This window comes from Micromonospora sp. NPDC048169, from assembly GCF_040652815.1.
Taxonomy (GTDB): Bacteria; Actinomycetota; Actinomycetes; order Mycobacteriales; family Micromonosporaceae; genus Micromonospora.
In genome coordinates, this window is the sequence record NZ_JBEZMS010000015.1 from 73,391 (window position 1) to 97,498 (window position 24,108).

General features: G+C 73.4%; 22 protein-coding genes. 12 read left to right on the plus strand and 10 right to left on the minus strand.

Translation table 11 applies throughout. From position 1 onward, the window contains the following. The first annotated feature begins 43 nt into the window (after positions 1-43). A complete protein-coding gene (locus AB0D28_RS15745) occupies positions 44-250 on the plus strand; it encodes a hypothetical protein (RefSeq protein WP_192580616.1) in 207 nt (68 codons plus the stop codon). 170 nt (positions 251-420) lie between these two features. Continuing rightward, positions 421-2,004 carry an ATP-dependent DNA ligase gene (locus AB0D28_RS15750; protein ID WP_357386265.1) on the plus strand — a complete coding sequence of 528 codons (1,584 nt, stop codon included), beginning with the start codon at positions 421-423 and terminating at the stop codon, positions 2,002-2,004. 4 nt (positions 2,005-2,008) lie between these two features. Here AB0D28_RS15750 and AB0D28_RS15755 read toward each other — a convergent pair whose 3' ends face one another. Further along, positions 2,009-2,704 (minus strand): hypothetical protein, encoded by a 696-nt coding sequence (locus AB0D28_RS15755; RefSeq protein ID WP_357386267.1) that lies wholly within the window; start codon positions 2,702-2,704, stop codon positions 2,009-2,011. Positions 2,705-2,786: 82 nt separating this feature from the next. Further along, positions 2,787-3,611, minus strand: coding sequence for an SURF1 family protein (locus AB0D28_RS15760; RefSeq protein WP_357386269.1), 825 nt, complete (start codon positions 3,609-3,611; stop codon positions 2,787-2,789). A gap of 134 nt (positions 3,612-3,745) precedes the next feature. On the opposite strand from AB0D28_RS15760, the gene AB0D28_RS15765 reads away from it, so the two are divergent. Both AB0D28_RS15765 and AB0D28_RS15770 read left to right on the plus strand, forming a co-directional pair. After that, a complete protein-coding gene (locus tag AB0D28_RS15765) occupies positions 3,746-5,116 on the plus strand; it encodes a cobyrinate a,c-diamide synthase (protein WP_357386271.1) in 1,371 nt (456 codons plus the stop codon). Next, a complete protein-coding gene (locus tag AB0D28_RS15770; RefSeq protein WP_357386273.1) occupies positions 5,113-5,682 on the plus strand; it encodes a GNAT family protein in 570 nt (189 codons plus the stop codon). Before AB0D28_RS15765 ends, AB0D28_RS15770 begins: the two co-directional genes overlap by 4 nt. A 136-nt stretch (positions 5,683-5,818) precedes the next feature. On the opposite strand, the gene AB0D28_RS15775 is transcribed toward AB0D28_RS15770, so the two are convergent. Next, positions 5,819-7,951, minus strand: coding sequence for a transglycosylase domain-containing protein (locus AB0D28_RS15775; RefSeq protein WP_357386275.1), 2,133 nt, complete (start codon positions 7,949-7,951; stop codon positions 5,819-5,821). Between the two features lie 121 nt (positions 7,952-8,072). Here AB0D28_RS15775 and cobC point away from each other — a divergent pair, with 121 nt between their 5' ends. Genes cobC through cobA form a run of 3 tightly spaced genes read left to right on the plus strand, consistent with a single transcriptional unit; the run spans position 8,073 to position 11,472 of the window. After that, on the plus strand, positions 8,073-9,155 hold the full coding sequence (cobC, locus tag AB0D28_RS15780; RefSeq protein WP_357386277.1) for an Rv2231c family pyridoxal phosphate-dependent protein CobC: 1,083 nt from the start codon (positions 8,073-8,075) through the stop codon (positions 9,153-9,155). Beyond that, entirely contained in the window at positions 9,155-10,225 is a 1,071-nt protein-coding gene (gene cobT / locus AB0D28_RS15785; protein WP_357386380.1) for a nicotinate-nucleotide--dimethylbenzimidazole phosphoribosyltransferase, read from the plus strand. The genes cobC and cobT overlap by 1 nt, the downstream gene beginning before the upstream one ends. Continuing rightward, the gene (gene cobA, locus AB0D28_RS15790) at positions 10,222-11,472 is read left to right on the plus strand and encodes a uroporphyrinogen-III C-methyltransferase (protein WP_357386279.1); all 1,251 of its coding nucleotides are present in this window, start codon (positions 10,222-10,224) and stop codon (positions 11,470-11,472) included. The genes cobT and cobA overlap by 4 nt, the downstream gene beginning before the upstream one ends. A gap of 231 nt (positions 11,473-11,703) precedes the next feature. Here the strand turns inward: cobA and otsB are convergent, their stop codons facing one another. The 4 genes from otsB to AB0D28_RS15810 form a co-directional block, all read right to left on the minus strand. After that, on the minus strand, positions 11,704-14,304 hold the full coding sequence (otsB, locus tag AB0D28_RS15795; RefSeq protein ID WP_357386281.1) for a trehalose-phosphatase: 2,601 nt from the start codon (positions 14,302-14,304) through the stop codon (positions 11,704-11,706). After that, complete coding sequence (locus tag AB0D28_RS15800) at positions 14,301-15,701, minus strand: trehalose-6-phosphate synthase (RefSeq protein WP_013288079.1); 1,401 nt, start codon at positions 15,699-15,701, stop codon at positions 14,301-14,303. Before AB0D28_RS15800 ends, otsB begins: the two co-directional genes overlap by 4 nt. A gap of 141 nt (positions 15,702-15,842) precedes the next feature. After that, on the minus strand, positions 15,843-16,229 hold the full coding sequence (locus tag AB0D28_RS15805; protein ID WP_357386284.1) for a hypothetical protein: 387 nt from the start codon (positions 16,227-16,229) through the stop codon (positions 15,843-15,845). Next, positions 16,222-16,503 carry a hypothetical protein gene (locus tag AB0D28_RS15810; RefSeq protein WP_052165697.1) on the minus strand — a complete coding sequence of 94 codons (282 nt, stop codon included), beginning with the start codon at positions 16,501-16,503 and terminating at the stop codon, positions 16,222-16,224. Before AB0D28_RS15810 ends, AB0D28_RS15805 begins: the two co-directional genes overlap by 8 nt. A gap of 209 nt (positions 16,504-16,712) precedes the next feature. Between AB0D28_RS15810 and ettA the strand changes: the two genes are divergently transcribed. The 4 genes from ettA (at position 16,713) to AB0D28_RS15830 (ending at position 20,200) form a co-directional block, all read left to right on the plus strand. Next, positions 16,713-18,389, plus strand: a complete 1,677-nt coding sequence (gene ettA, locus AB0D28_RS15815; RefSeq protein WP_357386286.1) for an energy-dependent translational throttle protein EttA — start codon at positions 16,713-16,715, stop codon at positions 18,387-18,389. Further along, the gene (locus AB0D28_RS15820) at positions 18,382-18,825 is read left to right on the plus strand and encodes a thioesterase family protein (RefSeq protein ID WP_357386288.1); all 444 of its coding nucleotides are present in this window, start codon (positions 18,382-18,384) and stop codon (positions 18,823-18,825) included. The genes ettA and AB0D28_RS15820 overlap by 8 nt, the downstream gene beginning before the upstream one ends. Next, entirely contained in the window at positions 18,822-19,484 is a 663-nt protein-coding gene (locus AB0D28_RS15825) for a hypothetical protein (protein ID WP_357386290.1), read from the plus strand. Before AB0D28_RS15820 ends, AB0D28_RS15825 begins: the two co-directional genes overlap by 4 nt. Before the next feature lie 131 nt (positions 19,485-19,615). Further along, positions 19,616-20,200 (plus strand): YbjN domain-containing protein, encoded by a 585-nt coding sequence (locus AB0D28_RS15830; protein WP_357386292.1) that lies wholly within the window; start codon positions 19,616-19,618, stop codon positions 20,198-20,200. 7 nt (positions 20,201-20,207) lie between these two features. On the opposite strand, the gene AB0D28_RS15835 is transcribed toward AB0D28_RS15830, so the two are convergent. The 3 genes from AB0D28_RS15835 to AB0D28_RS15845 all read right to left on the minus strand — a co-directional run bounded on the left by AB0D28_RS15835 (position 20,208) and on the right by AB0D28_RS15845 (position 23,355). After that, entirely contained in the window at positions 20,208-20,594 is a 387-nt protein-coding gene (locus AB0D28_RS15835; protein ID WP_357386382.1) for a globin, read from the minus strand. A gap of 78 nt (positions 20,595-20,672) precedes the next feature. Further along, complete coding sequence (locus tag AB0D28_RS15840; RefSeq protein WP_357386294.1) at positions 20,673-22,046, minus strand: MFS transporter; 1,374 nt, start codon at positions 22,044-22,046, stop codon at positions 20,673-20,675. A 235-nt stretch (positions 22,047-22,281) separates the two neighbouring features. Beyond that, positions 22,282-23,355 carry a mechanosensitive ion channel family protein gene (locus tag AB0D28_RS15845; RefSeq protein ID WP_357386296.1) on the minus strand — a complete coding sequence of 358 codons (1,074 nt, stop codon included), beginning with the start codon at positions 23,353-23,355 and terminating at the stop codon, positions 22,282-22,284. 207 nt (positions 23,356-23,562) lie between these two features. On the opposite strand from AB0D28_RS15845, the gene AB0D28_RS15850 reads away from it, so the two are divergent. Continuing rightward, positions 23,563-24,102, plus strand: a complete 540-nt coding sequence (locus AB0D28_RS15850; protein WP_357386298.1) for an HNH endonuclease — start codon at positions 23,563-23,565, stop codon at positions 24,100-24,102. The last annotated feature ends 6 nt before the right edge of the window (positions 24,103-24,108 follow it).

Genomic DNA, 24,108 nt, shown 5'->3' on the forward strand with positions numbered 1-24,108 from the left:
GTTTGTGGTGTGTCGGCGGGCGGGGTGTTATAGCCTTTCGAACATGCGTACGAACGACGAGATCGAGCGGCTTCAGGCCGCCGTCCGTGCTCTGGGGGACGTCGACGTCTCCGCGTGGTCCGAGGACACGCTCAACGAACAGATCGGCGAGCTCTCCGCCGCCCTGGTCACGCTCGACGCGCTGCTCACCCGGGTCGCAGAGGGCGTGCGCGGGCGCGGCCTGCGCATCGAGGAACCCGTCTCGGCCTGACCGCCGGCCCGGCGACACATCGGCCCCGGCGACACGTCGGCCCGGCGGCCCGGCGATTCGGCGGCCCGGCGATTCGGCGGCCCGATGATTCGGGCGGCCCGGCGCACCCCTGCGGTGTGCCGGGCCGCCGGATCCGCCCCGATGTCACAGGCGGCTGGCAGGATGTGGACGTGCGTTTCGCGGAGCTGGCGGCCACCTCGGCCGCGGTCGGCGCCACCAGCGGCCGTCGGGCCAAGGTGGAGCTGCTGGCCGCCGCGCTGCGCGGGCTGGAGCCGGGCGAGATCCCGGCCGGCGCCGGTTACCTCGCCGGTGAGCTGCGCCAGCGCCAGACCGGTGTCGGCTGGGCGGGCCTGCGTGACCTGCCCCCGCCGGCCGCCGAGCCGACGCTCACCGTCGCCGCCGTGGACGCGGCGATCGAGGAGATCTCCCGCGTCGCCGGATCCGGCTCGCAGGCCCGGCGGCGGGAACTGGTCGGCCGTCTCTTCGCCGCCGCCACCGCCGACGAGCAGCGCCTGCTGACAGGCCTGTTCCGGGGCGAGTTGCGCCAGGGCGCGCAGGCCGGGCTGCTGACCGACGCGGTCGCGCGCGCCGCCGACGTGCCGCTCACCGCCGTCCGGCGGGCCCTGCTGCTCGCCGGTGACCTTCGGGCGGTGGCGGTCGCGGCGCTCACCGGCGGCGCCGACGCGCTGGCCGGGTTCGGGCTCCAGGTGGGCCGGCCGCTCGCGCCGATGCTCGCGCAGAGCGCCCCCTCTGTCGACGAGGCGCTCACCGCCACCGGCGTGCCGGCGGTGGTCGACGTCAAGCTCGACGGCATCCGCATCCAGGTGCACCGCTCCGGAGCGGACATCGCCGTCTTCACCCGCAGCCTCGACGAGGTCACCGGCCGGCTGCCCCAGGTGGTGGCCGCCGTCCGCGCGCTGCCCGCCCGCGAGCTGGTGCTCGACGGTGAGGCGATCGGGCTGGACGCCGCCGGCCGGCCGCTGCCGTTCCAGGAGACGTCCAGCCGGGCGGCCCGGCGCACCACGCCCAGCACCACCGGGCAGGCGCCTGTCGCGCCGGCCGTGCTGGCCGCCGCCGAGCGCACCGGCGAGCCGGTGCTCACGCCGTACTTCTTCGACCTGCTGCACATCGACGGGGCCGACCTGATCGACGCGCCGGGGCGGGAGCGGTGGGCGGCCCTGGCCGGCGCGGTCGACGCCTCGCTGCTCGTCGACCGGGTCGAGGTGGACGACGTGGCGCAGGCCGCCACCGCGTTCGCCGCGGCGGTCGACGCCGGTCAGGAAGGCGTGGTGGTCAAGGACCCGGCCGCCCCCTACGACGCGGGCCGGCGCGGCTCGGCCTGGGTCAAGGTGAAGCCGCGACACACGCTCGACCTGGTGGTCCTCGCGGTCGAGTGGGGCAGCGGCCGGCGGGAGGGGTGGCTGTCCAACCTGCACCTGGGCGCACGCGATCCACGTACCGGCGAGTTCGTCATGCTCGGCAAGACGTTCAAGGGCCTCACCGACGAGCTGTTGCGCTGGCAGACCGAGCGGTTCCTGTCGCTCGCCGTGGAGAAGGGCGACTGGGTGGTGCGGGTCCGGCCGGAGCAGGTCGTCGAGATCGCGTTCGACGGGGTGCAGACCAGCAGCCGCTACCCGGGCGGCATGGCGTTGCGCTTCGCCCGCGTGCTGCGTTACCGCGACGACAAGACCGCCGCCGAGGCGGACACCATCGACGCGGTCCGCGCCATCCACGCCGGCCGGGTCACCGGCTGACGACTCAGCCGGCCGACAGCGACCGGGCGTAGTTGACCTGGTTGTTGATCTGCTGCACCTGGAACTGGTCGGCCACCGGGATCCGCGCGACGTACTGGTGACCGCCGCTGCTCACCGTCACCTGCACGGTGCCGTAGTGCCGCGTCTCCTTGATCAGCAGGAACAGGAGGCTGAACACGGTCAGGCAGAAGAAGCCGAGGATCGCGGCGACGATCGCCCAGGGAGCGATCTTCTCCTCCCGCTGCCAGTAGTCGGTCACGTACCAGGAGGCGCCGGCGAGCGGCAGCACACCGGCCGGGGTACGGATGACCGGCGGCGTCACCACGATCTCGGCGATCTGCACGGCGACCGCCGACTGCGCGGGCGGCACCGGCCCGCCCGGCGGGTACGGCCCGTGGTGCGGTGCGACCGCCCCGGCCGGCGGCACCGGTGGCGCCGAGAACTGGGCCGGCGGCGCCGAGAACTGGGCCGGCGGCGCGGAGAACTGCGCGGTCGCCGGTGGGCCGGAGAACGGTGCGGGTGGCGCGGAGAACTGCGGCGCGGCGGGGAACTGCGCGGTGGGCGCGGGGGTGACAGGTGCGTCCGGCACGGCTACCACCGGGAACTGCTCGGTGGGCGGCGCGACGGCCGGCGGCATGGCCGACCACGGGTCGTACGCGGGCGGCTCGGCGGCCGGGGGCGTCGTGGAGTCAGAGGTCACCGCGACCCCCACGATTGACGATCATCCGCGGACCTTACAACGTCCCCGCCGTCCGGTGTGCCCACCGGGAGGGCGGACGTCGTCAGGCGGAGGTGGGGGCGGCCGGCTCGGCGGCCCGGTCCACCGGCTCGCCCGGCTTGTCCAGTCCGGCGAGACGGCGGGCCTCCCGGCGGGCGACCCAGCCGTAGCCGAACAGGCTCATCACCGCGAAGATCCACCACTGCCAGACGTAGCCGAAGTTCTGCCAGTTGTTCGTGTGCCCGATCTGGACCGCCTGGAAGGCCGGGTCGGCGGCCGGAGTCTGCCCGTCGAGCAGCACGTAGCCGCCGCTCACCGGGTAGGGAAGCTGTTCGGCCAGGCGGGGGATGTCGATGCGGCGGGCCTCCAGCTTGCCGTCGCGCCGGGCGACCGCGCCGCCGCCGCTCTCGCTGCCGACGACCCGGCCGGTCACCGTCACCTCGCCGGTCGGCGCCGCCGGCACCTGTGGCTGGACGGTCGCCGCGGCGCCCGGGGCGGGCGGGATCCAGCCGCGGTCGACGAGGACCGCGCTGCCGTCGGCCAGCACCAGCGGGGTGAGCACCTCGAAGCCGACCGTCCGGTCGACGGTCCGGCCGCGGATCAGGACGACGTTCGCGCTGTCGTACCGGCCGGTGGCGGTGACCCGGCTCCAGGTGACCTGCTCCGACGGGGCGGGACCGACGTCACCGGCGCCGCCGCTGGGCGCGGGGAGCGCGTCGCGCAACGGCGCGGGCGTCATGGTGGCCCCGGCGTCGATGCGCTCGTTGACCGCCGTCCGGCCCCGGTAGCGGTCGAGCTGCCAGTTGCCCAGGAACACCATCACCGTCGCGGCGACGAGCGTGAGCGCGAGGTAGCCGAGCCAGCGCGGGGTCAGCAGGAACCGGTACACGTTGGCCAAGGCTACCCGTATGAGCGGAGCCACTCGCCGCAGCCAGGGAGAAAGGGTGGTGTGCGCGGCTCTCGCGCGCGGGAGCGGACGGGTATGGTCACGCGGGCGGAAACCACCCACATCAGGAGTCGATGATGACCGACGTGCCGCGCGTCGTGCTGAGTGCGCCCTCCTCGGGGCACGGCACCGGCGCCGTCTCCCTCGGCCTGCTCGCGGCGCTCACCGACCGGGGGCTTCCGGTGGCCGGGTTCAAGGTCGGGCCGGACCAGGTGGACGCGGCGTACCTGGGGCTCGCCGCCGGCCGCGCCGGGCGCACGCTGGACCCGCGACTGGTCGGCCCGGAGCGGGTCGCGCCCCTGTTCGCGTACGGCGCCGCCGACACCGAGTTCGCGCTGGTGCAGGGCACGATGGGCCTCTACGACTCGGTCGCCGGGCGGCCGGAGAGCGAGTCGACGGCGGCCGTCGCCACCGCGCTGCGCAGCCCGGTGGTGCTGGTGGTGGACGTGGCCGCGATGGGGCAGTCGGTGGCCGCGCTGGTGCACGGCTTCCGGGCGTACGACGACGAGCTGTGGCTGGGCGGCGTGATCCTCAACCGGGTGGCCTCGCCCCGGCACGAGGCGCTGCTGCGCGAGGCGCTCGACGACGTGGGCGTCCCGGTCTACGGGGCGTTGCGCCGGCACGAACTGCCCCCGGTGCTGCCCGCCCGCCGGTACGGCACCGGGCCGGTGGTGCGCGCCGACGCCGAGGCCGAACGCGGCGTACGCCGCCTCGGTGAGGCGGTGGCCGCGACAGTCGACCTCGACCGGCTGCTGGCGCTGGCCCGCTCCGCCCCCGCGCTCACCGTCGAGCCGTGGTCGCCGGAGCCGGCCGACGGCCCGTCGGTGCCGGGGGAGCGCCCGGTGGTGGCGCTGGCCGGCGGACCGGCCGGCGCCTACAGCCACCCCGAGACCGCCGAGCTGCTGCGCGCCGCCGGAGCCGAGGTGGTCACGTTCGATCCGTTGCGCGACGAGGCGCTGCCCGCCGGGGCCCGCGCGCTCGTCGCCGGCGGCGGGCTGCCCGAGACGTACGCGGATCAGCTCTCCGCCAACCGCCGCCTCTGCATCGCGGTGGCCGAGCTGGCCCGCTCCGGCCGTCCGGTGATCGCCGAGGGGGCCGGTCTGCTCTGGCTGGCCCGGGAGCTGGACGGCCTGCCCATGTGTGGGGTGCTCGACGCGGTCGGCACGGTCCGGGACGGCCTGGTGGTCGGCTACCGCACGGCCACCGCGGTCACCGACAGCGTGGTGGCGGCGGCCGGTACGACGGTGACCGGGCACAAGCAGCACGCCGCCGTGCTGACCCCGCGCGCCGGTGACCGGCCGGCGTGGCGCTGGGAGGGCGGCAACCCGGAGGGCTTCGTCCGGCAGGCGGTGCACGCCTCGCAGCTCGTGCCGCACTGGGCCGCGCATCCGGGCATCGCGGCCCGGCTGGTGGCCGCCGCGCTGGCCCCGGCGGGGGCGTCGGCGTGATCGGACAGGTGGCGGTACGCCGCTTCCCGGCGCTGACCGTCTCCACCCCGCGCATCGAGGTGCGGCACCTGACCGCCGCGGACGCGGAGGCGGTCGACGAGGTGTTCGCCGACCGGCAGACGCAGCGCTGGCTGCCGCTGGCCGAGGCGTCCGGGCAGATCGACGGGCAGGCGTGGTGCACCGAGCTGGCCCGGCAGCGGCGGGACAGCGGCGACGGCGACCACTGGGCGGTGGTCCGCCGGGAGGACCAGCGGGTGGTCGGCTCGCTCTGGGCCCGGCGTACCGACTGGGGTGCCCGGCTCACCGAGCTGTCGTACGCGATCGCGCCGCATGCCCGGGGCTACGGCCTGGCGGTCGAGGCGGTGGACGCGGTGGCCGTCGCGCTGATCCTGGAGCACGGGTTCCAGCGGGTGGAGCTGCGGGTGGCGGCCGGCAACGTGGCGTCCCGGCGGGTCGCCGAGAAGGCCGGGTTCAGCTACGAGGGCCTGCTGCGCAACGCCGGCTTCGTCCGTGGCGCCCGGGTGGACCTGGAGCTCTGGTCCTTCGTGGCGGCCGACCTCCGCTGAGCCTCGCCGCCATCCTTCGCAACGTCGATCAAGGAGTTCGCGTCGGCGGATCGCGCGATCCCTGACGCAAACTCCTTGATCAACTACCCGGGCGCACCCCCGGGCGGAACTGGGTGGTGGGGCGGGACGGGGTGGGTCAGCCGACTATCTGGTCTGAGGGTGGGGTGAACTGGCGGGTGGGCTGGCCCTTGAGGGAGTCCCTCAGGGTCTGCGCCACCGCGTTCACCGGGATCTGGGACTGCCCGTCGCCCACCGCGTTGAACGGATTGTCCGGGTCGGCGATGAAGCTCGCCGCCGCCAGCTCCGGCGTGTAGCCGACGAACCACGCCGACCGGGTGCTGTCCGTCGTACCCGTCTTGCCGGCGACCGGGCGGCCGACCGTACCCCGCACGCTGTCGGCCGTCGACCAGCCGCCGCAGCTCCCCTTGGCCGGGGTGTCGCCGGTCGGGCACCGGGCCGCGTCGGTGGCGGCCCGGGCCGCGTCGGCGTTCACCACCTGCCGGCATCGCGGTTTGGCCACCTCCCGCTGCACCCCGCCCGGCGTGGTGTACGTGGCCGGAGTGCCGTCCCGGTTCATGATCGCGTTGACCGGGATGGCCTCGCAGTAGCGCCCGTCGGCGGCGATGGCCGCGTACGCGTTCGCCATCTCCAGCGGGGTGGCGTCGGAGACGCCGAGCGTGAACGCGCCCCACTTCTTCGCCTTGCCCGGCGACGCCTGCTCCTTGTCCACGTCGGTACGCCAGCGCAGCCCCAGTTGCTCGGCCAGGCGCACCCCGGCGTCCGCGCCGATCTTCTCCTCCAGCTGGACGAAGTACGTGTTCACCGACTTGCCGAAGCCGGACCACATGGTCTGCCGCCCGGTCATCGCGCCGCTGGCGTTCGACGGCGCCCACCCGTCGTAGACGGCCGACTTGTACGTGTACGGCGAGTCGTACGCGGTGGACAGCGGCATTCCCGCGTTGAGCGCGGCGAGCATCGGGAACATCTTGAACGTCGAACCGGCCTGGTAGCCCGGGAGCGTCCCGCCGCCGAGCAGCGGCGCCACCGTGTTCGGATAGTTCGCCTTGACCTTCGGCCCGGCCTCCGGGTTCGAGCTGTTCGGGTTCTCGGCCAGGTCGAGCGAGTAGTTCCGGTTCACCGCCATCGCCTTGATCCGCCCGGTGCCGGGCTCGGCGACCACGATCCCGTTGGCGAACGGGCTGCCGGTGTTGTCCTTGGCGCCGACGTTCTTCTCCGCCGCCTCCTGCGTCTTCGGGTCGAGCGCGAGCACGATCCGGTAGCCGCCGCGACGCAGCTTGTCCATCCGTTCCAGCCGGTTCTCGCCGAACGCGGGCTGGGCGCTCCACCAGTTCTTGAGGTAGTCGCAGTAGAAGCCCCAGCTGCGGTGGCCGCCGTCGATCGCGGCGCAGTCGTTCGGCGGGTCGGTCAGCTTCAGCTTGATCGGCTGGCTCTTGGCCTCGGCTGCGGCGTCCGGCGACAGGTAGCCGAGGCGGGCCATGTTGTCCAGCACGTAGTTGCGCCGGCCGGTGGCGTCCTTCTGGTCGGAGGTGATCGGGTCGTACTCCGACGGCGATTTCACCAGCCCGGCCAGCGTGGCCGCCTCGACCGGGCTGAGCGTCGCAGGGGTCTTGGAGAAGAAGATCTGCGAGGCGGCGTAGATCCCGTACGCGCGGTGGCCGAAGTAGGCCGAGTTGAGGTAGCGCTCCAGGATCTGTTCCTTGCTCAGTTGCTTCTCGATGTCCAGCGCCATGCGCATCTCCTTGACCTTGCGCAGGCTGGTCTGCTGGGTGGCCTCCTGGACCTCCTTGGGCGTGGTCGCGCTGTCCCGCAGCGCCATCCGCACGTACTGCATGGTGATCGTCGACGCGCCCTGGGACACGCCGCCGGACTGGGCGTTGGAGACGAAGGCACGCGCCACGCCCTTCGGGTCGACGCCGTGGTGCTGGTAGAAGCGGTTGTCCTCGGCGGCGACGATCGCCTGCTGGACGTTCGGCGACATGTTCTCGATCTTGGTGTACTGCCGGTACTCCTCGTAGAACATGGTCAGCACCGTCTTGCCGTCCGGCGCGTAGACGTACGAGGTCTCGGCCGGCAACGCGGTCTTGAGGATGTTCGTCTTCTGTTCCACCGCGTGCGCGGTGGCCTTGGCCCCGAGGCCGGTGACGGCGACCAGCGGATAGAGGGCGGCGGCGACCACGATGCCGGCGATCAGCCCGGCGCGGAGTAGGGGAACGAGACGGCCTGCGGAAGCAAGGGAACGACTGCTCACGGGGTCAAGCTATGACATTTCCGATTCGGAAATGAGAAGAACTCATAAACCGGCGGACCGTGACGCGACCCACGCCGGGATGCGCTGTCCCGGGCGGCGGCTACCCGGCAGGATCGCGGACATGCCCGCACCACCGACCGGGAGCGCCGCCGCGCTCGACGAGCCCGACCTGGGCCACCACGGGGACGCCGAGGCCACCGACGGCCTGGTGGACCTCGCGGTGAACGTGCGCCGCGCCCCGATGCCGGACTGGCTGGCCGACCCGATCACCGCGGCCCTGGGCGGCCTGGCCGCGTACCCGGACCCGGCGCCCGCCCGCGCCGCCGTCGCTCACCGGCACGGGCGACCCCCGGAGGAGGTACTCCTCACCGCCGGGGCCGCCGAGGGCTTCGTCCTGATCGCCCGCGCGCTCTCCGGCGTCCGCCACCCGGTGGTGGTGCACCCGCAGTTCACCGAGCCGGAGGCCGCGCTGCGGGCCGCCGGGCACCGGGTGGACCGGGTGCTGCTCGACCCGGCCGACGGCTTCCGCCTGGACCCGGCCCGCGTCCCGGACGACGCCGACCTGGTCATGATCGGCAACCCGACGAACCCGACCTCGGTACTGCACCCGGCGGGCGCGATCGCCGCGCTGGCCCGCCCCGGCCGGGTGCTCGTGGTCGACGAGGCGTTCGCCGACACCACTGCCGCACCCGGAGTCGACGGCGAGCCCGAATCGCTCGCCGGCCGCCGCGACCTGCCCGGCCTCGTGGTGGTGCGCAGCCTCACCAAGACCTGGGGCCTGGCCGGGCTGCGGATCGGCTACCTGCTCGGCGACGCCGCGCTGCTGGCCCGGTTCGCCGCCGCGCAGCCGCTCTGGGCGGTCTCCACCCCGGCGCTCGCCGCCGCCACCGCCTGCGCCGCGCCGGCCGCCGTCGCGGCCGAACGCGCCATCGCCGCCGAACTCGCCGCCGACCGCGACCACCTGGTGGCCCGCCTGTCCGGCCTGCCGGGGGTACGCGTGGCGGGCCGCCCCGCCGCCGCCTTCGTGCTGATCCACACGGCCGGCGCCGCCGAGGTACGCGAGCGGCTGCGCGCTCACGGCTGGGCGGTACGCCGGGGCGACACCTTCCCCGGGCTCGGCCCGGACTGGCTCCGGATCGCCGTACGCGACCGGGGCACCACAGACGCGTTCATCGAGACGCTGGCACGGATCCTGGAGGCATGATGCTGGAGCCCACAGTCGCGGCGATCCGGCCGCTGGACGAGGCCGCCATGGCGGCGGCCCGCGAGTTGCAGGGGCGGCTGACCAAGCCCGCCGGCTCGCTCGGCGCCCTGGAACCGCTCTCGGTACGCCTCGCCGGGCTGGCCGGCGCCTGCCCGCCGCCGCTGCCCGAGCCCGCCGCGGTGGCGATCTTCGCGGGTGACCACGGCGTGCACGCCCAGGGCGTGACCCCGTGGCCGCAGGAGGTCACCGCCCAGATGATCGCCAACTTCCTGGCCGGCGGCGCGGTGGTCAACGCGTTCGCCCGCCAGGCCGGCGCCTCGGTCACGGTGGTGGACGTCGGCGTGGCCACCCCGATCCCCGGCGCCGAGTCCGCCGACCCGGCCGGGCCGCGCCTGGTGCCGGCGAACATCCGCCCCGGCACCCGGGACATGACGGTCACCGCCGCGCTGACCCCTGACGAGGCCCGCGCGGCTGTCGAGACCGGCATCCGGGTCGCCGGTGAGCTGATCGACGCCGGGGCGGGCATCCTGCTCACGGGCGACATGGGCATCGGCAACACCACCCCGTCGGCCACGCTCATCGCCGCGTTCTCCGGCGTGGACGCGGAGGCGGCCACCGGCCGGGGCACCGGGGTCGACGACGAGACGTACGCCCGCAAGGTGGCGGTGGTGCGGGCCGCGCTGGCCCGGCACGAGCCCGACCCGGCCGACCCGCTGGGCGTGCTCGCGGCGGTCGGCGGGCTGGAGCACGCCGCGCTGGCCGGCCTGATCCTCGGCGCCGCCGCCCGGCGGGTGCCGGTGCTGCTCGACGGCGTGATCGCGGTCAGCGCCGCGCTCGCCGCCGCCGCGTTCGCGCCGGACGCCGTGGGCGCCATGGTCGCCGGGCACCGCAGCGCCGAGCCGGGCGCCACGGCGGCGCTGCGGCACCTCGGGCTGGAGCCGCTGATCGACCTGGGGCTGCGGCTCGGCGAGGGCACCGGGGCGCTGCTCGCCCTGCCGGTGGTCACCGGCGCGGTCCGGGTCCTGCACGAGGTCGCCACGTTCGACTCCGCCGGGGTGGCGGAGAAGTGACAGGGCCGACGCCGCCCAGCCCGTACCCCCTGGGGTTGCGGCTGGACGGGCGGCGCGTGGTCGTCGTGGGCGGGGGAGCGGTCGCCACCCGGCGGGTGCCGGCGCTGCTCGACGCCGGCGCGGACGTGCTGCTGGTGTCGCCCGAGCTGACCCCGGCGCTGCGCGCGCACGTCGACGCCGGGCGGCTGCACTGGGAGCCGCGCCGGTTCGTCCCCGGCGACCTGGACGGCGCGTGGCTGGTCCAGGTGGCGGTGGACGACCGGGCCGCCGCCGCGTCGGTCAGCGCCGCGGCGGCCGAGCGGCGGATCTTCTGCGTCCGCGCCGACGACAGGTCGGCGGCGAGCGCGTGGACCCCTGCGGTGACCCGGCACGGCCCGGTCACCGTGGCGGTCCTCGGCGGCGGCGACCCCCGCCGAGCGATGGCCGTCCGCGACGCCGTCCGCGAGTTGCTCGCAAGGAAGGGCCCCCCGTTAACGCCTGCGGTAGAGGAAGGGACCCCTGTTAACACCGGCGGCCGCGTCGCGCTGGTCGGCGCCGGGCCGGGCGACCCGGAGCTGATCACCGTGAAGGGGTGGCGGCTGCTCACCGAGGCCGAGGTGGTCGTCGCCGACCGGCTCGTGCCCGGCCTGCTCCTGGACGAACTGCGGCCGGACGTCGAGCTGGTCGACGCCTCCAAGATCCCGTACGGGCCGTCGCGTGCCCAGGAGGAGATCAACCGGATCCTGGTCGACCGGGCCCGGGCCGGCAAGGTGGTGGTACGGCTCAAGGGCGGCGACCCGTACGTCTTCGGGCGTGGCGGCGAGGAACTGCTCGCCTGCGCCGAGGCGGGCGTACCGGTGACAGTGGTGCCCGGCGTGACGAGCGCCATCGCGGTGCCCGAGGTGGCCGGCGTGCCGGTGACCCACCGGGGCGTGGCGCACGAGTTCACGGTGGTCTCCGGGCACCTCGCCCCCGACGCGCCCGCGTCGCTTGTGCGCTGGGACGCCCTGGCCGGGCTGCGCGGCACGCTGGTGATCCTGATGGGCCTGAAGAACCTCGCCGCGATCAGTGCCACACTCATCGCGCACGGCAAACCGGCGCAGACTCCCGCCGCGGTGATCCAGGAGGGCACCACAGCGGGCCAGCGCACGCTGCGCTCCACGCTCGCCACTGTCGCCGCCGACGTCGAGGCCGCCGCCCTGCGCCCACCCGCGATCGTGGTGCTGGGCGACGTCGTCCACGCCCTGACCCCCGACGCCCCCGCCTGACCCCGCCCGCGCTCCCTCGCCCGACCCGCGCGCTCTCGCCCGAACCCGCCCCGCCCGATGGCGCCGATCTTGCACTTGGTGCCCGCCTGGTGCCCGCTATACCCCTTTCGCCGGGGCAGCAAGTGCAAGATCGCCGGGCCGGGGTGGGCCCGGCGGCCGAGGTGGGGTGGAACGGGGACGGCGGCGGGGGACCGTTGGTCTCCCGCCGCCGTCCCCGGTGCTTCGGTCAGGTCACTGCTTGAGCATGTTGTCCAGCAGCAGGGCGCAGCGGACCAGGCCGAGGTGGCTGTACGCCTGCGGGTGGTTGCCCAGCCCGCGCTCGGCCAGCGGGTCGTACTGCTCCGGGAGCAGCCCGGTCGGCCCGGCCGTGTCGACCATCTGGGTGAACAGCTCCTCGGCATCGCTGCGGCGGCCGGTGCGCAGGTACGCCTCGATCAGCCACGACGTGCAGATGTGGAAGCCGCCCTCCCGGCCGGGCAGGCCGTCGTCCCAGTGGTACCGGTAGACGACCGGACCGCTGCGCAACTCCGCCTCGATCTTGAGCACGGTGGAGAGGAAGCGCGGGTCGTCGCCGGCGAGCAGCCCGGAGATGCCGATCCACAGCGACGAGGCGTCCATCTCCTCGTAGCCGTAGGCGACGCTGTACGCCTCGGCCTCCGGGTGCCAGCCGTGCTCCAGCACGTTCGCGGCGATCCGGTCGCGCAGCTCGACCCACTCCGGCCGGTCCTCGCCGCCGTGCTGCCGCACGACGTGCAGCGCCCGGTCCACAGTCATCCAGAGCATGACCTTGGAGAAGACGTGGTGCCGTGGGGGGAGGCGGGCCTCCCAGATGCCGTGGTCGGGCTCGTGCCAGCGGCGGCGTACCGCCTCGACCATGTTCTCCAGCACCCGCCACTCGTCCTCGCGGATCGAGCCCCGGGCGTCGGCCACCGCCGCGATCAGGTCCGCGACCGGGCCGAAGACGTCGAGCTGGAGCTGGTGGTTGGCGAGGTTGCCGACGCGTACCGGCCGGGAGCCGGCGTAGCCGGGCAGCGTGTCGATGACCGCCTCGGCGCCCAGCTCGAAGCCGTCCACGGTGTAGAGCGGGTGCAGCCGCTCCGGGTGCCCGCCGGTGCGCTCGACCACGCCGTCGATCCAGCGCAGCAGCCCTTCGGCCTCCTCGGTCGAGCCGAGGTCGACAAGCGCCCGTGCGGTCATCGCGGCATCCCGCAGCCAGCAGTAGCGGTAGTCCCAGTTGCGGACACCGCCCAGCTCCTCCGGCAGCGACGTGGTGGCCGCGGCGAGGATCGAGCCGGTCGGCTCGTGGCAGAGCCCGCGCAGCGTCAGCGCGCTGCGGGCGACCAGGTCCCGGGCGGTGGCCGGCAGTCGCAGCGAGGCCACCCAGTCCTTCCAGGGCTGCTCGGCGGCGGCCTGCCGCTCGTGCACCGGCAGCCGGTGCGGTTCCAGGCTCTGCGTGCCGAAGCGCAGCTCCAGCACAACCTGGCCGCCGGCCGCCGACAGGTCGACCACCGCCTTCGCGGTCTCGTACCCGGCGTCGCTCGTGACCTCCCACTCGACGCCGGGGGAGTGCAGCGCGACCGGCTCGTTGGAGCCGAGCACCAGCAGCCCGTCGTCGAGCGGCTGGAGCTGCACCGCCACCTGACCGAACTCGGGACGCGGCGCGAACTCGATCCGGGCCCGCCCGGTGCCGGTGAGCACCCGGACGAGTGTCGAGTCGCCGCTGACCACGGCCGGGTCGTCCGGCGTGGTCTCCCGCGCCGGCAGGTCGAGCCAGTCGGTCACGGTGAGGCCGGACCAGCGGGTCTCGACAGTCATCGTGTTGCTGCGGTAGCGCTGCCCCAGCGGGATGCCGCCGCGCTCCGGACCGACAGTGAAGTGCCCGGCCGGGCTGCCGCCGACCAGGTCGGCGAAGATCGCCGCCGAGTCGGGCTTCGGGTGGCACAGCCAGGTGATCTTGGCTTCCGGCGTGACCAGCGCGACGGTACGGCCGTTGGCGAGCATCGAGTGCCGCTCGATCGGCACCGCCCGCTCGCCGAACAGCCAGTGCCGCCGTGTCTCCAGCAGCAGACCCAGCGCGCGGGCCGCCTCGATCGGCTCGGACACCCGGTAGTCGGCGCGGGTCTCCCCGGGACCGATCTTGATGCCGACGTCCGGGCCGGTCAGGTTGCCGAACGCGTTCTCGTCGGTGACGTCGTCGCCGATGAACAGGACCGCGCTCGCGGCGAGCTGGGTGCGGAGCTGGTCGACGGCGGTGCCCTTGTTCGTGACCACCACCGACAGCTCGATGACCTCCTTGCCCTGGGTGACAGTCACGCCCTCCCAGGTCGCGGGGCCACTGCGGACCGCCTCGACGGCCCGGGCGGCGACGTGCGGGTCGACGCCGCGGGTGTGCACCGCCACGCTCGCCGGCTTGCGCTCCAGGCGGATGCCCGGGTGCTCGGCGGCGATCTCGCGCAGCGCCTCGCGGAGCCGGTGCCGGGCCGCGATCAGCTCGGGGCTGAGCCGCTCGACGAAGCCGATGTCGAACTCCGAGCCGTGGCTGCCGACCAGGTGCACCTCGCTCGGCAGCCGGGAGAGTGTGGCCAGGTCGCGCAGGGCGCGACCGGAGACGACGGCGACGCTCGTCTGCGGCAGCGCGGCGAGCGCGCGTACGGCCGCCACCGACTCGGGCAGCGGCACGGCCTTGCTGGGATCCTCGACGATCGGCGCCAACGTGCCGTCGTAGTCGCAGGCGACCAGGAGTTGCGGGACCCGGGCGATGCGGCCGATGGCGGCGCGCAGCTCGGGATCCAGCACGCCGCCGTGGGCGGCGGCGGTGGCGGGCGGGGTCACGCAGCCTCCGTATCGGGGACGCCGAGCTCGCTGAGGAACGACTTGGCCCAGTGGCCCACGTCGTGGCTGCGCAGATGGCGCTGCATGACGCGCATCCGGCGGCGGGCTTCGGGTTTCTCGACGTGCACGGCCCGTAGCAACGCGTCCTTCACCGCGTCCGGGTCGTGCGGATTACACAGGAACGCCTGGCGCAGCTCTGTGGCGGCGCCGGCGAACTCACTGAGCACGAGCGCGCCGCCCTGGTCGGCGCGCGATGCGACGTACTCCTTGGCCACCAGATTCATTCCGTCTCGCAGCGGGGTCACCATCATCACGTCGGCCGCGACGTACATCGCGGCCAGTTCGGAGCGACTGTACGACTGATGCAGGTAATGCACCGCAGGCACGCCGACCCGGCCGAATTCACCATTGATCCGGCCTACCTCGCGTTCCACCTTCACCCGAAGTGCCTGGTAGTGCTCCACCCGCTCGCGGCTGGGCGTGGCGACCTGCACCATAACCGCGTCGGGAACTGTCAACTTTCCGTCAGCAAGAAGTTCGCGGAAGGCCTTGAGGCGGAGTTCGATGCCCTTGGTGTAGTCGAGCCGGTCGACCCCCAGGATGATCGTCTTCGGGTTGCCCAGCTCCTCGCGGATCTGCTTCGCGCGGGCCTGGATCGCCGGGTCCTCGGCCAGCCGCTCCATCTCCTTCGTGTCGATCGAGATGGGGAACGCGCCCGCCTTCACCTGCCGGCCGTCGACCTGGATCATCTGGCCCTCGTAGCGCAGGCCGAGCAGGTGCCGGGCCAGCCGGACGAAGTTCTGCGCCGCCAGCCGCTGCTGGAAGCCGACCAGGTCCGCGCCGAGCAGTCCACGCAGGATCTCGGTGCGGAACGGCATCTGCATGAACAGCTCGATCGGCGGGAACGGGATGTGCAGGAAGAAGCCGATCCGCAGGTCCGGCCGTAGCTCGCGGAGCATCGCCGGCACGAGCTGGAGCTGGTAGTCCTGGACCCAGACGGTGGCGCCCTCGGCGGCCACGTCCGCCGCGGCCTCCGCGAACCGGGCGTTCACCAGCCGGTACGCCTCGCGCCAGCGCCGCTTGTAGGCGGGCGTCTCCACCGCGTCGTGGTAGAGCGGCCAGATCGTCGCGTTCGACTGGCCCTCGTAGTAGCGCTCCAGCTCCTCGGCGCTCAGCGGCACCGGGTGCAGCCGGATGCCCTCCAGGTCGAACGGCTCGGGCGCGGCGCCGGTGCCGCCGGCCCACCCCACCCAGGTGCCCTGGTGCTCGGCGAGGACCGGGTGCAGCGCGGTGACCAGCCCGCCGGGGCTGCGCCGCCACTGCCGCCCCTCGGGTGTGCTCACCTCGTCGACCGGCAGGCGGTTGGCCACTACGACAAAGGAGCTACGGACGGTCACGATCGGCTACCTCCGGGTACTGACGGGTCCACCGCGATGAGCGTACTGAGCGTAGCTGCGGCTTCTGATCCCCCGTGCCGGAGTTACCTACCCGTCCCAGAACCGCCGAATCCATCGCGTGATCTTGTCGACACCGGCGGTTCAGAGGTCGATGATCGGCCACTCCTTGGGCAGCACCTCACCGAGCAGTTCCCGCCGGTCGCTCATGATTGGCGTGGCGGCCCGCGCGGCCTCCAGCGCCACCTGGGCGAGGTCCATGCTGAGGAGCGTGCGTGACCAGCCGCCGAGGAACATGCACATGTCGTGCGCGACAGGGGTGACGACCACGTGGTCGAGATCGCCGAGGATGTCCAGCAGGCGCCAGCCGTCCACGGCCACCTGCCGGTACGCCTCGGCAAGACACAGCGCCGGCACGATCACCGTCTGTCCCCGGTCCGCGACCGACGCGATCTGCTCCCCGACCGCCTCGGTGCCGTCCGAGTAGGCCAGCAGGCAGGCGGTGTCGAGCACCAGCCCGGGGTCAGTCACGGGTCAGCCGTCCACGCGACGACTCGCTCAGCAACTCGGCCGCCCGGGCGCGCAGTTCTGGGGTGATCTTCGCCTGGGCCTCGTCGAGCGCGTGGCCCGCGTCGGCGAGCCCGCCGTCGGACAGCCGGAAGCCGACCTGCCGGAGCGCGCGCCGGGTGCGCTCTCCCGCCATCCGCTGCCGCACGCTCTCGGTGACGAACGCGGAGACGTTCTGCTCCTGGGCCAGTCGTTCGGCCACGTCGTCGGGGACGCTGATGGCGATCTTCTTGGTCATACTGTCGACGGTAATGAGTAGTACCGAGGGCTGCAACGAGGCACGCCGCCGTACCCCTGGGGTGGGGTGATGTGGGCGTGGCGGTCCGTACCTGTCAGGATTGACGGCGGCGTGCGGCCGGCTCCCGGCCGGCGGCGGCTGGCGCAGATCGGCGCCGCGCCCCGCACCCGACAAGCCCGCGATCGCAACCGACGGAGGTAGCCCGCACCGTGGCCCAGTTCATCTACGTCCTGGACAAGGCGCGCAAGGCGCACGGCGACAAGGTCGTGCTCGACAACGTGACGCTGAACTTCCTGCCGGGTGTCAAGATCGGGGTGGTCGGTCCGAACGGCGCCGGTAAGTCCAGCCTCCTCAAGATCATGGCAGGGCTGGACCGGCCGAGCAACGGCGAGGCCCGGCTCATGCCCGGCTACTCCGTCGGCATGCTCGCCCAGGAGCCGCCGCTCAACGAGGAGAAGACGGTCCTCGGCAACGTCGAGGAGGCGGTCGCCGAGACCAAGGCCAAGCTGGAGCGGTTCAACGCCATCGCCGAGCAGATGGCCACCGACTACTCCGACGAGCTGATGGAGGAGATGGGCAAGCTCCAGGAGGAGCTGGACGCCGCCGACGCGTGGGACATCGACTCCAAGCTCGAACTCGCCATGGACGCGCTGCGCTGCCCGCCGCCGGACGCCGACGTCACCCAGCTCTCCGGTGGTGAGCGCCGCCGGGTCGCGCTGTGCAAGCTGCTGCTGGAGGCGCCGGACCTGCTGCTGCTCGACGAGCCCACCAACCACCTGGACGCGGAGAGCGTGCAGTGGCTGGAGCAGCACCTGGCCAAGTACGCGGGCACCGTCCTGGCGATCACCCACGACCGGTACTTCCTGGACAACGTGGCCAACTGGATCCTGGAGCTGGACCGCGGCCGGGCCTACCCGTACGAGGGCAACTACTCCACCTACCTGGAGAAGAAGGCCGCCCGGCTCTCCGTCGAGGGCCGCCGCGACGCCAAGATGAAGAAGCGCCTCTCCGAGGAACTGGAGTGGGTCCGCTCGAACGCCAAGGCGCGGCAGACCAAGTCCAAGGCCCGTCTGGACCGCTACGACGAGATGGCCGCCGAGGCGGAGAAGACCCGGAAGCTGGACTTCGAGGAGATCCAGATCCCGCCGGGCCCGCGCCTGGGCAACACGGTCATCGAGGCGCAGAACCTGACCAAGGCGTTCGGTGACCGGGTGCTGATCGACAACCTGTCGTTCTCGCTGCCCCGCAACGGCATCGTCGGCATCATCGGCCCGAACGGCGTCGGCAAGACCACGCTGTTCAAGACCATCGTCGGGCTGGAGCAGCCGACAAGCGGCTCGGTCCGGGTCGGCGAGACGGTCTCGCTGTCGTACGTCGACCAGAACCGGCAGGGCCTGGACGGCGACAAGACCGTCTGGGAGGTCGTCTCCGACGGGCTGGACCACCTCATGGTGGGCAAGGTCGAGATGCCGTCCCGGGCGTACATCGCCGCGTTCGGCTTCAAGGGCCCGGATCAGCAGAAGCCGACGAAGGTGCTCTCCGGCGGCGAGCGCAACCGGCTCAACCTGGCGCTGACGCTCAAGATCGGCGGCAACGTGATCCTGCTCGACGAGCCGACGAACGACCTGGACGTGGAGACGCTGTCCAGCCTGGAGAACGCGCTGCTGGAGTTCCCCGGCTGCGCCGTGGTGATCTCCCACGACCGGATGTTCCTGGACCGGGTCGCCACGCACATCCTGGCCTGGGAGGGCGACGACCAGAACCCGGCCAAGTGGTTCTGGTTCGAGGGCAACTTCGAGGCGTACGAGAAGAACAAGGTCGACCGGCTCGGCGCCGAGGCGGCCCGGCCGCACCGGGTGACCTACCGCAAGCTCACCCGTGACTGACCGCTTCGTCTACCACTGCGCGTTGCGCTGGTCCGACCTGGACGCGTACGGCCACGTCAACAACGCCCGCTTCCTCACGCTCTACGAGGAGGCCCGGGTGGCGATGATGTTCGCCGGCGGCCGGGCGTGGGGGGTGGGCTCGTTCGCCGACGGTGTGGTCATCCGCCGGCACGAGGTCGACTACCTGCGCCCGGTCGACTACGCGCTGGGCCGGGCCAGCGCGGAGGCCGCGCCGGCGGTGCGGATCGAGCTGTGGGTGGACCAGATCCGGGCCGCCTCCTTCTCGGTCGCGTACGAGCTGTACGACGGCGACACGCTGGCCGGCACCGCCCGGTCGCTGCTGGTGCCGTTCGACCTGACGGCGCAGCGCCCGCGCCGGATCTCACCGGAGGAGCGGGCGTTCCTGCTCCGCTACGCGCCGGGGCTGAGCGGATGACCGGGCACGGGTTGACCGGGACGGCCGACGCCGGGGCCTTCCTGGCCCGGCTGGTCCGGTTCGACCCGGCCACAGTGGTCCGGCTGCGGCCGGTGCCGGACACGGGCCGTACCGCCCTCTGGGCGCGTCTGCCGTGGGGGGTGCTCGTGGTCCGTACCGTGCCCGGCACTGCCCCCGCCGACGTCACTGTGGCGGCGGGGGAACTGCTTGCCGAACTCTCCGCCGGGGGGACGTCTCTTCCGGTACGCCGGGACGACGGCTGGCGGTGGCAGCTTCCACCGGCCGCGAGCCGGGCCGTGGAGGCGCTGCCCGGCGCCGAGGTGCGCCGGATCGCGGAGGCGGCGGCCGGGACGCTGCGCGAGGCCGCCGTGCACGGCGTGGCGGGCCGCGCGGTCGGGCAGCGGGTGCTCCGGGATGCGCTGCTGGACCACGTCGCCGTGGTGGTGACCCCGGACGAGGCGCCACGCACCCCGGTGGAGGTGTCGCAGCGGCTGGTGCAGGGCCTGGTCCGGATGGGTTTCCTCGGCACCGGCGAGGACGACGTTCAGGTGCGCAGTGCGGGCCGATGGGTCGGGCTCGTCGGTCCGTTCGGGGCGGTCTGGTCGCGGACCGTTGCCGATCTTGCACTCAGGCCGACGGTAGGTCATCCGAAAGGATGACCCCATGTCGTCCTTCCGGCCTGGGGCGGTCGTTGGGGGGATGCCTCACGCCGCCTGTCCGGGTACCGTCCATCCTCGGATCCAACGCACCGTAGGCGTCCGGATCCGCTGGGGAGTGAGGTGCGCGAGCGATGCCGTGGTGGTCATGGCGCCCTGGTCCCGCCGTTGGCGGGGAGCCGGAGACTCGAAGCGGGACCACAGTGGATGACACCATCCGGGTCGGGCCGCCGGCCCCCCGCCCTCCGGGCGACGACGTGGCGCCACCCGAGCGGCCGGCCCTCGCGGACATGCCGGCCACCGTCGCGCCGGTCACCCTGAGCCGGGTCTGCGACGCGCTCGACCTGCTCGACGTGCGCTATCTGGCCGACGGGGACGGCAACCTGCTGGCCATGTGGGAGCGGCACGCGGTGCTGGTCGCGCTGGAGGGTCCGGAGGACGAGATCCTGGTGATGCGGGCCCGCCCGCACGCGACGGTCCCACCGGACTGGGCCGACCGGGCCTACCGCGTGGTGAACGAGTGGAACCACACCCGGCGCTTCTGCAAGGCGTACATCGGCGACCCGACCGAACGCGGTCAGCTCCCGATCTACGCCGAGTTGCAGGTCCCGCTCGGCGCCGGCGCACACGACGCCCTGCTGGTCGAGATGCTCGACTGCGGCGCCGCGGTCGCCGTGACGTTCGTCGACTGGCTGCACGACGAGGGTGCCCTGCTCTGAGCCGGGCTCAGCCCGCGGCCGGGTCCTCCATCACGTTCACCATGAAATAGGCGGCCCGCTCCAGGTAGTCCCAGAGCGCGGCGGCGAGCTGCGGCGGCAGGTCGAGCGTGTCCACCGCCCGGCGCATGTGGTGCAGCCAGGCGTCCCGCTCGGCCGCGCCGATCCGGAACGGTGCGTGGCGCATCCGCAGCCGCGGGTGGCCGCGCTGCTCCGAGTAGGTGTGCGGGCCGCCCCAGTACTGCATGAGGAACAGGGTCAGCCGGTCCGCCGCCGGGCCGAGGTCCTCCTCCGGGTACATCGGCCGCAGCAGCGGGTCGTCGGCGACGCCGGCGTAGAACTCGTCCACCAGCTTGCGGAAGGCCGGTTCGCCGCCGATCGCCTCGAAGAGGGTCATCGACTCGCCTGGGGAAGTCACGCTTCCATCCTGCCAGGTGCGCCCCGGCACCCGCGCCCGCCCGCCGGGCGGCGCGGATCACGTCACCGCGTGCCGGTGCCGGCCGGGTTCGCGGTTGCGGTCACCCGGCGCCGGGCCGGGCGGGTGCGCGTGCGCGACCCCGGTGGCGGCCGAGGACTCGGCGCGGGCGGTCTCGATGGCCTCGTTGATCACCTGTGGCCGGGGCCAGGCGAGCGCCGCCCCGGTCATGATCAGCACCCCGGCCGCGCTCCAGGCACCGACCACCGCCGGAACCGAGAACCGCTCGGCGAGCGCGCCGGTGGCCAGCACCGCGGCACCCTGGATGATCTGTGTGCCGCTGGCCATCACGCCGAACGCCCGGGCCCGGAACCCGTCCGGCAGCGCCTGCACGAACAGGCCGTTGGCGATCGGGACGAGCCCGGCGACGGCGAAGCCGCACCCGGCCGCGAGCAGCGCCACCACCGTCGGTGGCGGGTTGAACAGCGCGGGTACGAGCGTCGCCGGCGCGATGATCATCAACGGTCGCATCAGCGTCAGCCGCCGGGCCGGGCCGACGAGCCGGCTGATGGTCAGCCCGCCGAGGATGTAGCCGACCGGCACGGCGGCCATGATCAGCCCTTGGGCGGTGCCGGTGTTCATCCGGCCGTCGGCGCGGTCGGCGGCCCAGCCCGCGGCCAGCCCCTCGGGGACGATCGAGAAGAGCATCGCGCTGAACACCAGCACCGCGATGGCGCGCAGCACCGGCCGGTCGAAGACGATCTGGAAGCCCTGGACGGTCTCCCGCAGCAGGTGGCTGCGGTGCACCTCGGCCATCGCCGGTGGCCGCTCGCGGATGCCGAAGCGGACCAGCGCGGCCGACACGGCGAAGGTGACGGCGTTGACGAGCAGCGCGATGTTCGGGTTGAGCGCCGCCACTGTGGCGCCGATCAGGTAGCCGACGACCTGGGCGGCCTGGCCGGCGCTGGTCAACGCGGACAGGCCCACGACCAGCCGGTCCCCGGTCAGGATGTGCGGCATCAGCGCCGACCGCGCCGCCTGGCTGGGCGGGTTCGCGAGCGTGGCCAGGAAGATCAGCGCGAAGATCGACCAGGTCGGCATCCGGGGCATCGCGACGAGCGCCATCAGCGCCATCCGGAGGACGTCGCAGACCACCATGACCCGCCGGTAGTGGTGCCGCTCGGCGAGCGCGGAGAGCAGTGGGCCGCCGACCAGCCAGGGAAGGTAGCTGGCGGCGAACGCGGCGGCGGAGAGCGCTACCGAGTCGGTCTCGCGCAACACGAGCACGGCGACCGCGGCGCGGGCCAGGTAGTCACCCACCCAGGAGAGGGTGTTGGCGGCGAAGATGACGCGGAACTCCGACTGGCCGAAGACGTCCCGAAAGGTGGCCGGGCTCTCCTGGGCGGGTCGCGCGTCGGACACCGTCGCCTCCATCGTTCCTGGTCGACCACTTGTGATGGCCCGACCGGGAACCGTCGTCAGATCAACCGATCAGCGAGGACACGAGCACGCTCCCCGGTGGAGCGTGTGCACCGGATTCTGCCCGATCGTCTGACAACTGGCTAGGGCGAACGGATTGATCGTCGCATCTCCGACTGAACCGAACGGACGATACCCGAGGGGCCGCGCGGCGCGCGACCCCCGGAAATTGTCCGGCTCGTCCGGCGACTCAGGTGGGTCCGCCGGTCCCCGTGCCCTCGGTGGCGGGCGGCGCCGGCGGCTGGACCGGCAGGCCCGGGAACAGCCGGGCGGCCGCGATCTGCGCGACGATCCCCGAGTTCTCCAGCGCCTCCGCGAGCCGGCGGCGCAGCTCGCGGCCGACCGCGAACTGGCCGTCCGCGGTGGTCTTGACGACGGTACGGATCACCGCGCCGTCGACGGTGATCTGCTCGACGCCGAGCACCTCCGGCTCCTCGACGATCTTCGGCGCCAGCTCCGGGTCCAGCGCCACCGACGCCGCCGCGGTACGCAGCACAGCGGTGGCCTCCTCGGTGGAGGCGAACCCGATCGGCAGGTCGACCACCACCAGCGCCCAGCCCTGGCTCTTGTTCCCGACCCGGATGATCTCGCCGTTGCGGATGTACCAGAGCACGCCGCGGCCGTCCCGGACGGTGGTGACCCGCAACCCCACCGCCTCGACCACGCCCGTCGCCTCGCCCAGGTCGACCGTGTCGCCGACGCCGTACTGGTCCTCGATCAGCATGAACAGGCCGGCGATGAGGTCCTTGACCAGGCTCTGCGCGCCGAAGCCGAGCGCCACGCCGGCGATGCCCGCGCTGGCCAGCAGCGGGGCCAGGTCGAAGCTGAACTCCTTGAGCACCATCAGCAGCGCGATGCCGAAGACGAACGCGGTGACCATGCTGCGCAGCACCGACCCGATCGCCTCGGCCCGCTGCCGCCGCCGCTCCGGCACGAACTGGTTCGGGTCCAGCGTGGCGCTGGGGATCCGCTCGCGCAGCGGGCGGAGCATGGTCGGCACCGCGCCGTCGGTGGTGGTCCGCACCAGCCGGTTGATGGTCCGGTGCAGCGCCCACCGGGCGGCCACCGCGATCATCAGGATCAACGCGACCCGCAGCGGTTTCAGCAGGATCCAGTAGCTGCTCTCGGCGAACCAGGCGGAGCCGGTGAGCCGGTACAGGAACTCGCAGGAGCTGCTGCCCTGGCAGTCCGGGCGCCGGTCGGAGAGGGCGGACACCACGGCGGAGATCAGGTCGGAGACGTTCACAGTGCTTTCGTACCGCACGGGCGGGCGGCGGCGGACATCGCCACCACGGCGAAGTGCCGCTGCCCGGGGGAAGCCGGGATTAGTACGTGCAATCGAGGGCGCGATCAGGGACTATTGGCGCAACGGACGTCGGTGATCCAGCCGGCGTCGGAGCTGTTCCGCGCTGTTCGCGGGCGGTTCCGGCGCGCGGGCGGCGGGAGCGGCTGGACCGGGAGGGTGAGCGCGATGCCTGACATACGACCCACGGCGGGCTCCGGTGCACTCGTTCTCAACGCCACCTACGAGCCCCTGTGCGTCGTGTCGGTGCGTCGTGCCGCGATCCTCGTCCTCTCCGCCAAGGCGGTCTGCGTCGCCGACGGCGAGGGCATCCTGCACAGTGCGCGCAACGCGTTACCGGTGCCCTCTGTGGTACGCCTGACCCGCTACGTCCGGGTGCCGTACCGCACCCATGTCGGGTTGTCCCGGCGGGCCGTGTTCGCCCGCGACGGGTGGCGGTGCGCGTACTGCCGGGGGCCGGCCGAGACCATCGACCACGTGTTCCCGCGCAGCCGGGGCGGCCGGCACGCCTGGGAGAACGTGGTCGCCGCCTGCGCCCGGTGCAACCACACGAAGGGCGACAAGACGCCGGCCGAGCTGGGCTGGCGGCTGCACCACCTGCCGGCCGCGCCCAAGGGGACCGCCTGGCGGGTGCTCGGGCACCGCGCCCCCGACCCGCGCTGGGCGGACTGGCTCGACCTGCGCGAGCCCGAGCCCGAGGCGGCCTGACCGGCG

What these genes read in the sequence shown, in the direction of transcription:
- AB0D28_RS15745 (WP_192580616.1), top strand. Translation starts at nt 44, where the DNA reads ATGCGTACGAACGACGAGATCGAGCGGCTTCAGGCCGCCGTCCGTGCT.
- AB0D28_RS15840 (WP_357386294.1), bottom strand. Translation starts at nt 22,046, where the DNA reads ATGGAGGCGACGGTGTCCGACGCGCGACCCGCCCAGGAGAGCCCGGCC.
- AB0D28_RS15825 (WP_357386290.1), top strand. Translation starts at nt 18,822, where the DNA reads ATGACCGGGCACGGGTTGACCGGGACGGCCGACGCCGGGGCCTTCCTG.
- AB0D28_RS15810 (WP_052165697.1), bottom strand. Translation starts at nt 16,503, where the DNA reads ATGACCAAGAAGATCGCCATCAGCGTCCCCGACGACGTGGCCGAACGA.
- cobC (WP_357386277.1), top strand. Translation starts at nt 8,073, where the DNA reads ATGCCCGCACCACCGACCGGGAGCGCCGCCGCGCTCGACGAGCCCGAC.
- AB0D28_RS15850 (WP_357386298.1), top strand. Translation starts at nt 23,563, where the DNA reads ATGCCTGACATACGACCCACGGCGGGCTCCGGTGCACTCGTTCTCAAC.
- AB0D28_RS15830 (WP_357386292.1), top strand. Translation starts at nt 19,616, where the DNA reads ATGCCGTGGTGGTCATGGCGCCCTGGTCCCGCCGTTGGCGGGGAGCCG.
- AB0D28_RS15765 (WP_357386271.1), top strand. Translation starts at nt 3,746, where the DNA reads ATGACCGACGTGCCGCGCGTCGTGCTGAGTGCGCCCTCCTCGGGGCAC.
- cobT (WP_357386380.1), top strand. Translation starts at nt 9,155, where the DNA reads ATGCTGGAGCCCACAGTCGCGGCGATCCGGCCGCTGGACGAGGCCGCC.
- AB0D28_RS15835 (WP_357386382.1), bottom strand. Translation starts at nt 20,594, where the DNA reads ATGACCCTCTTCGAGGCGATCGGCGGCGAACCGGCCTTCCGCAAGCTG.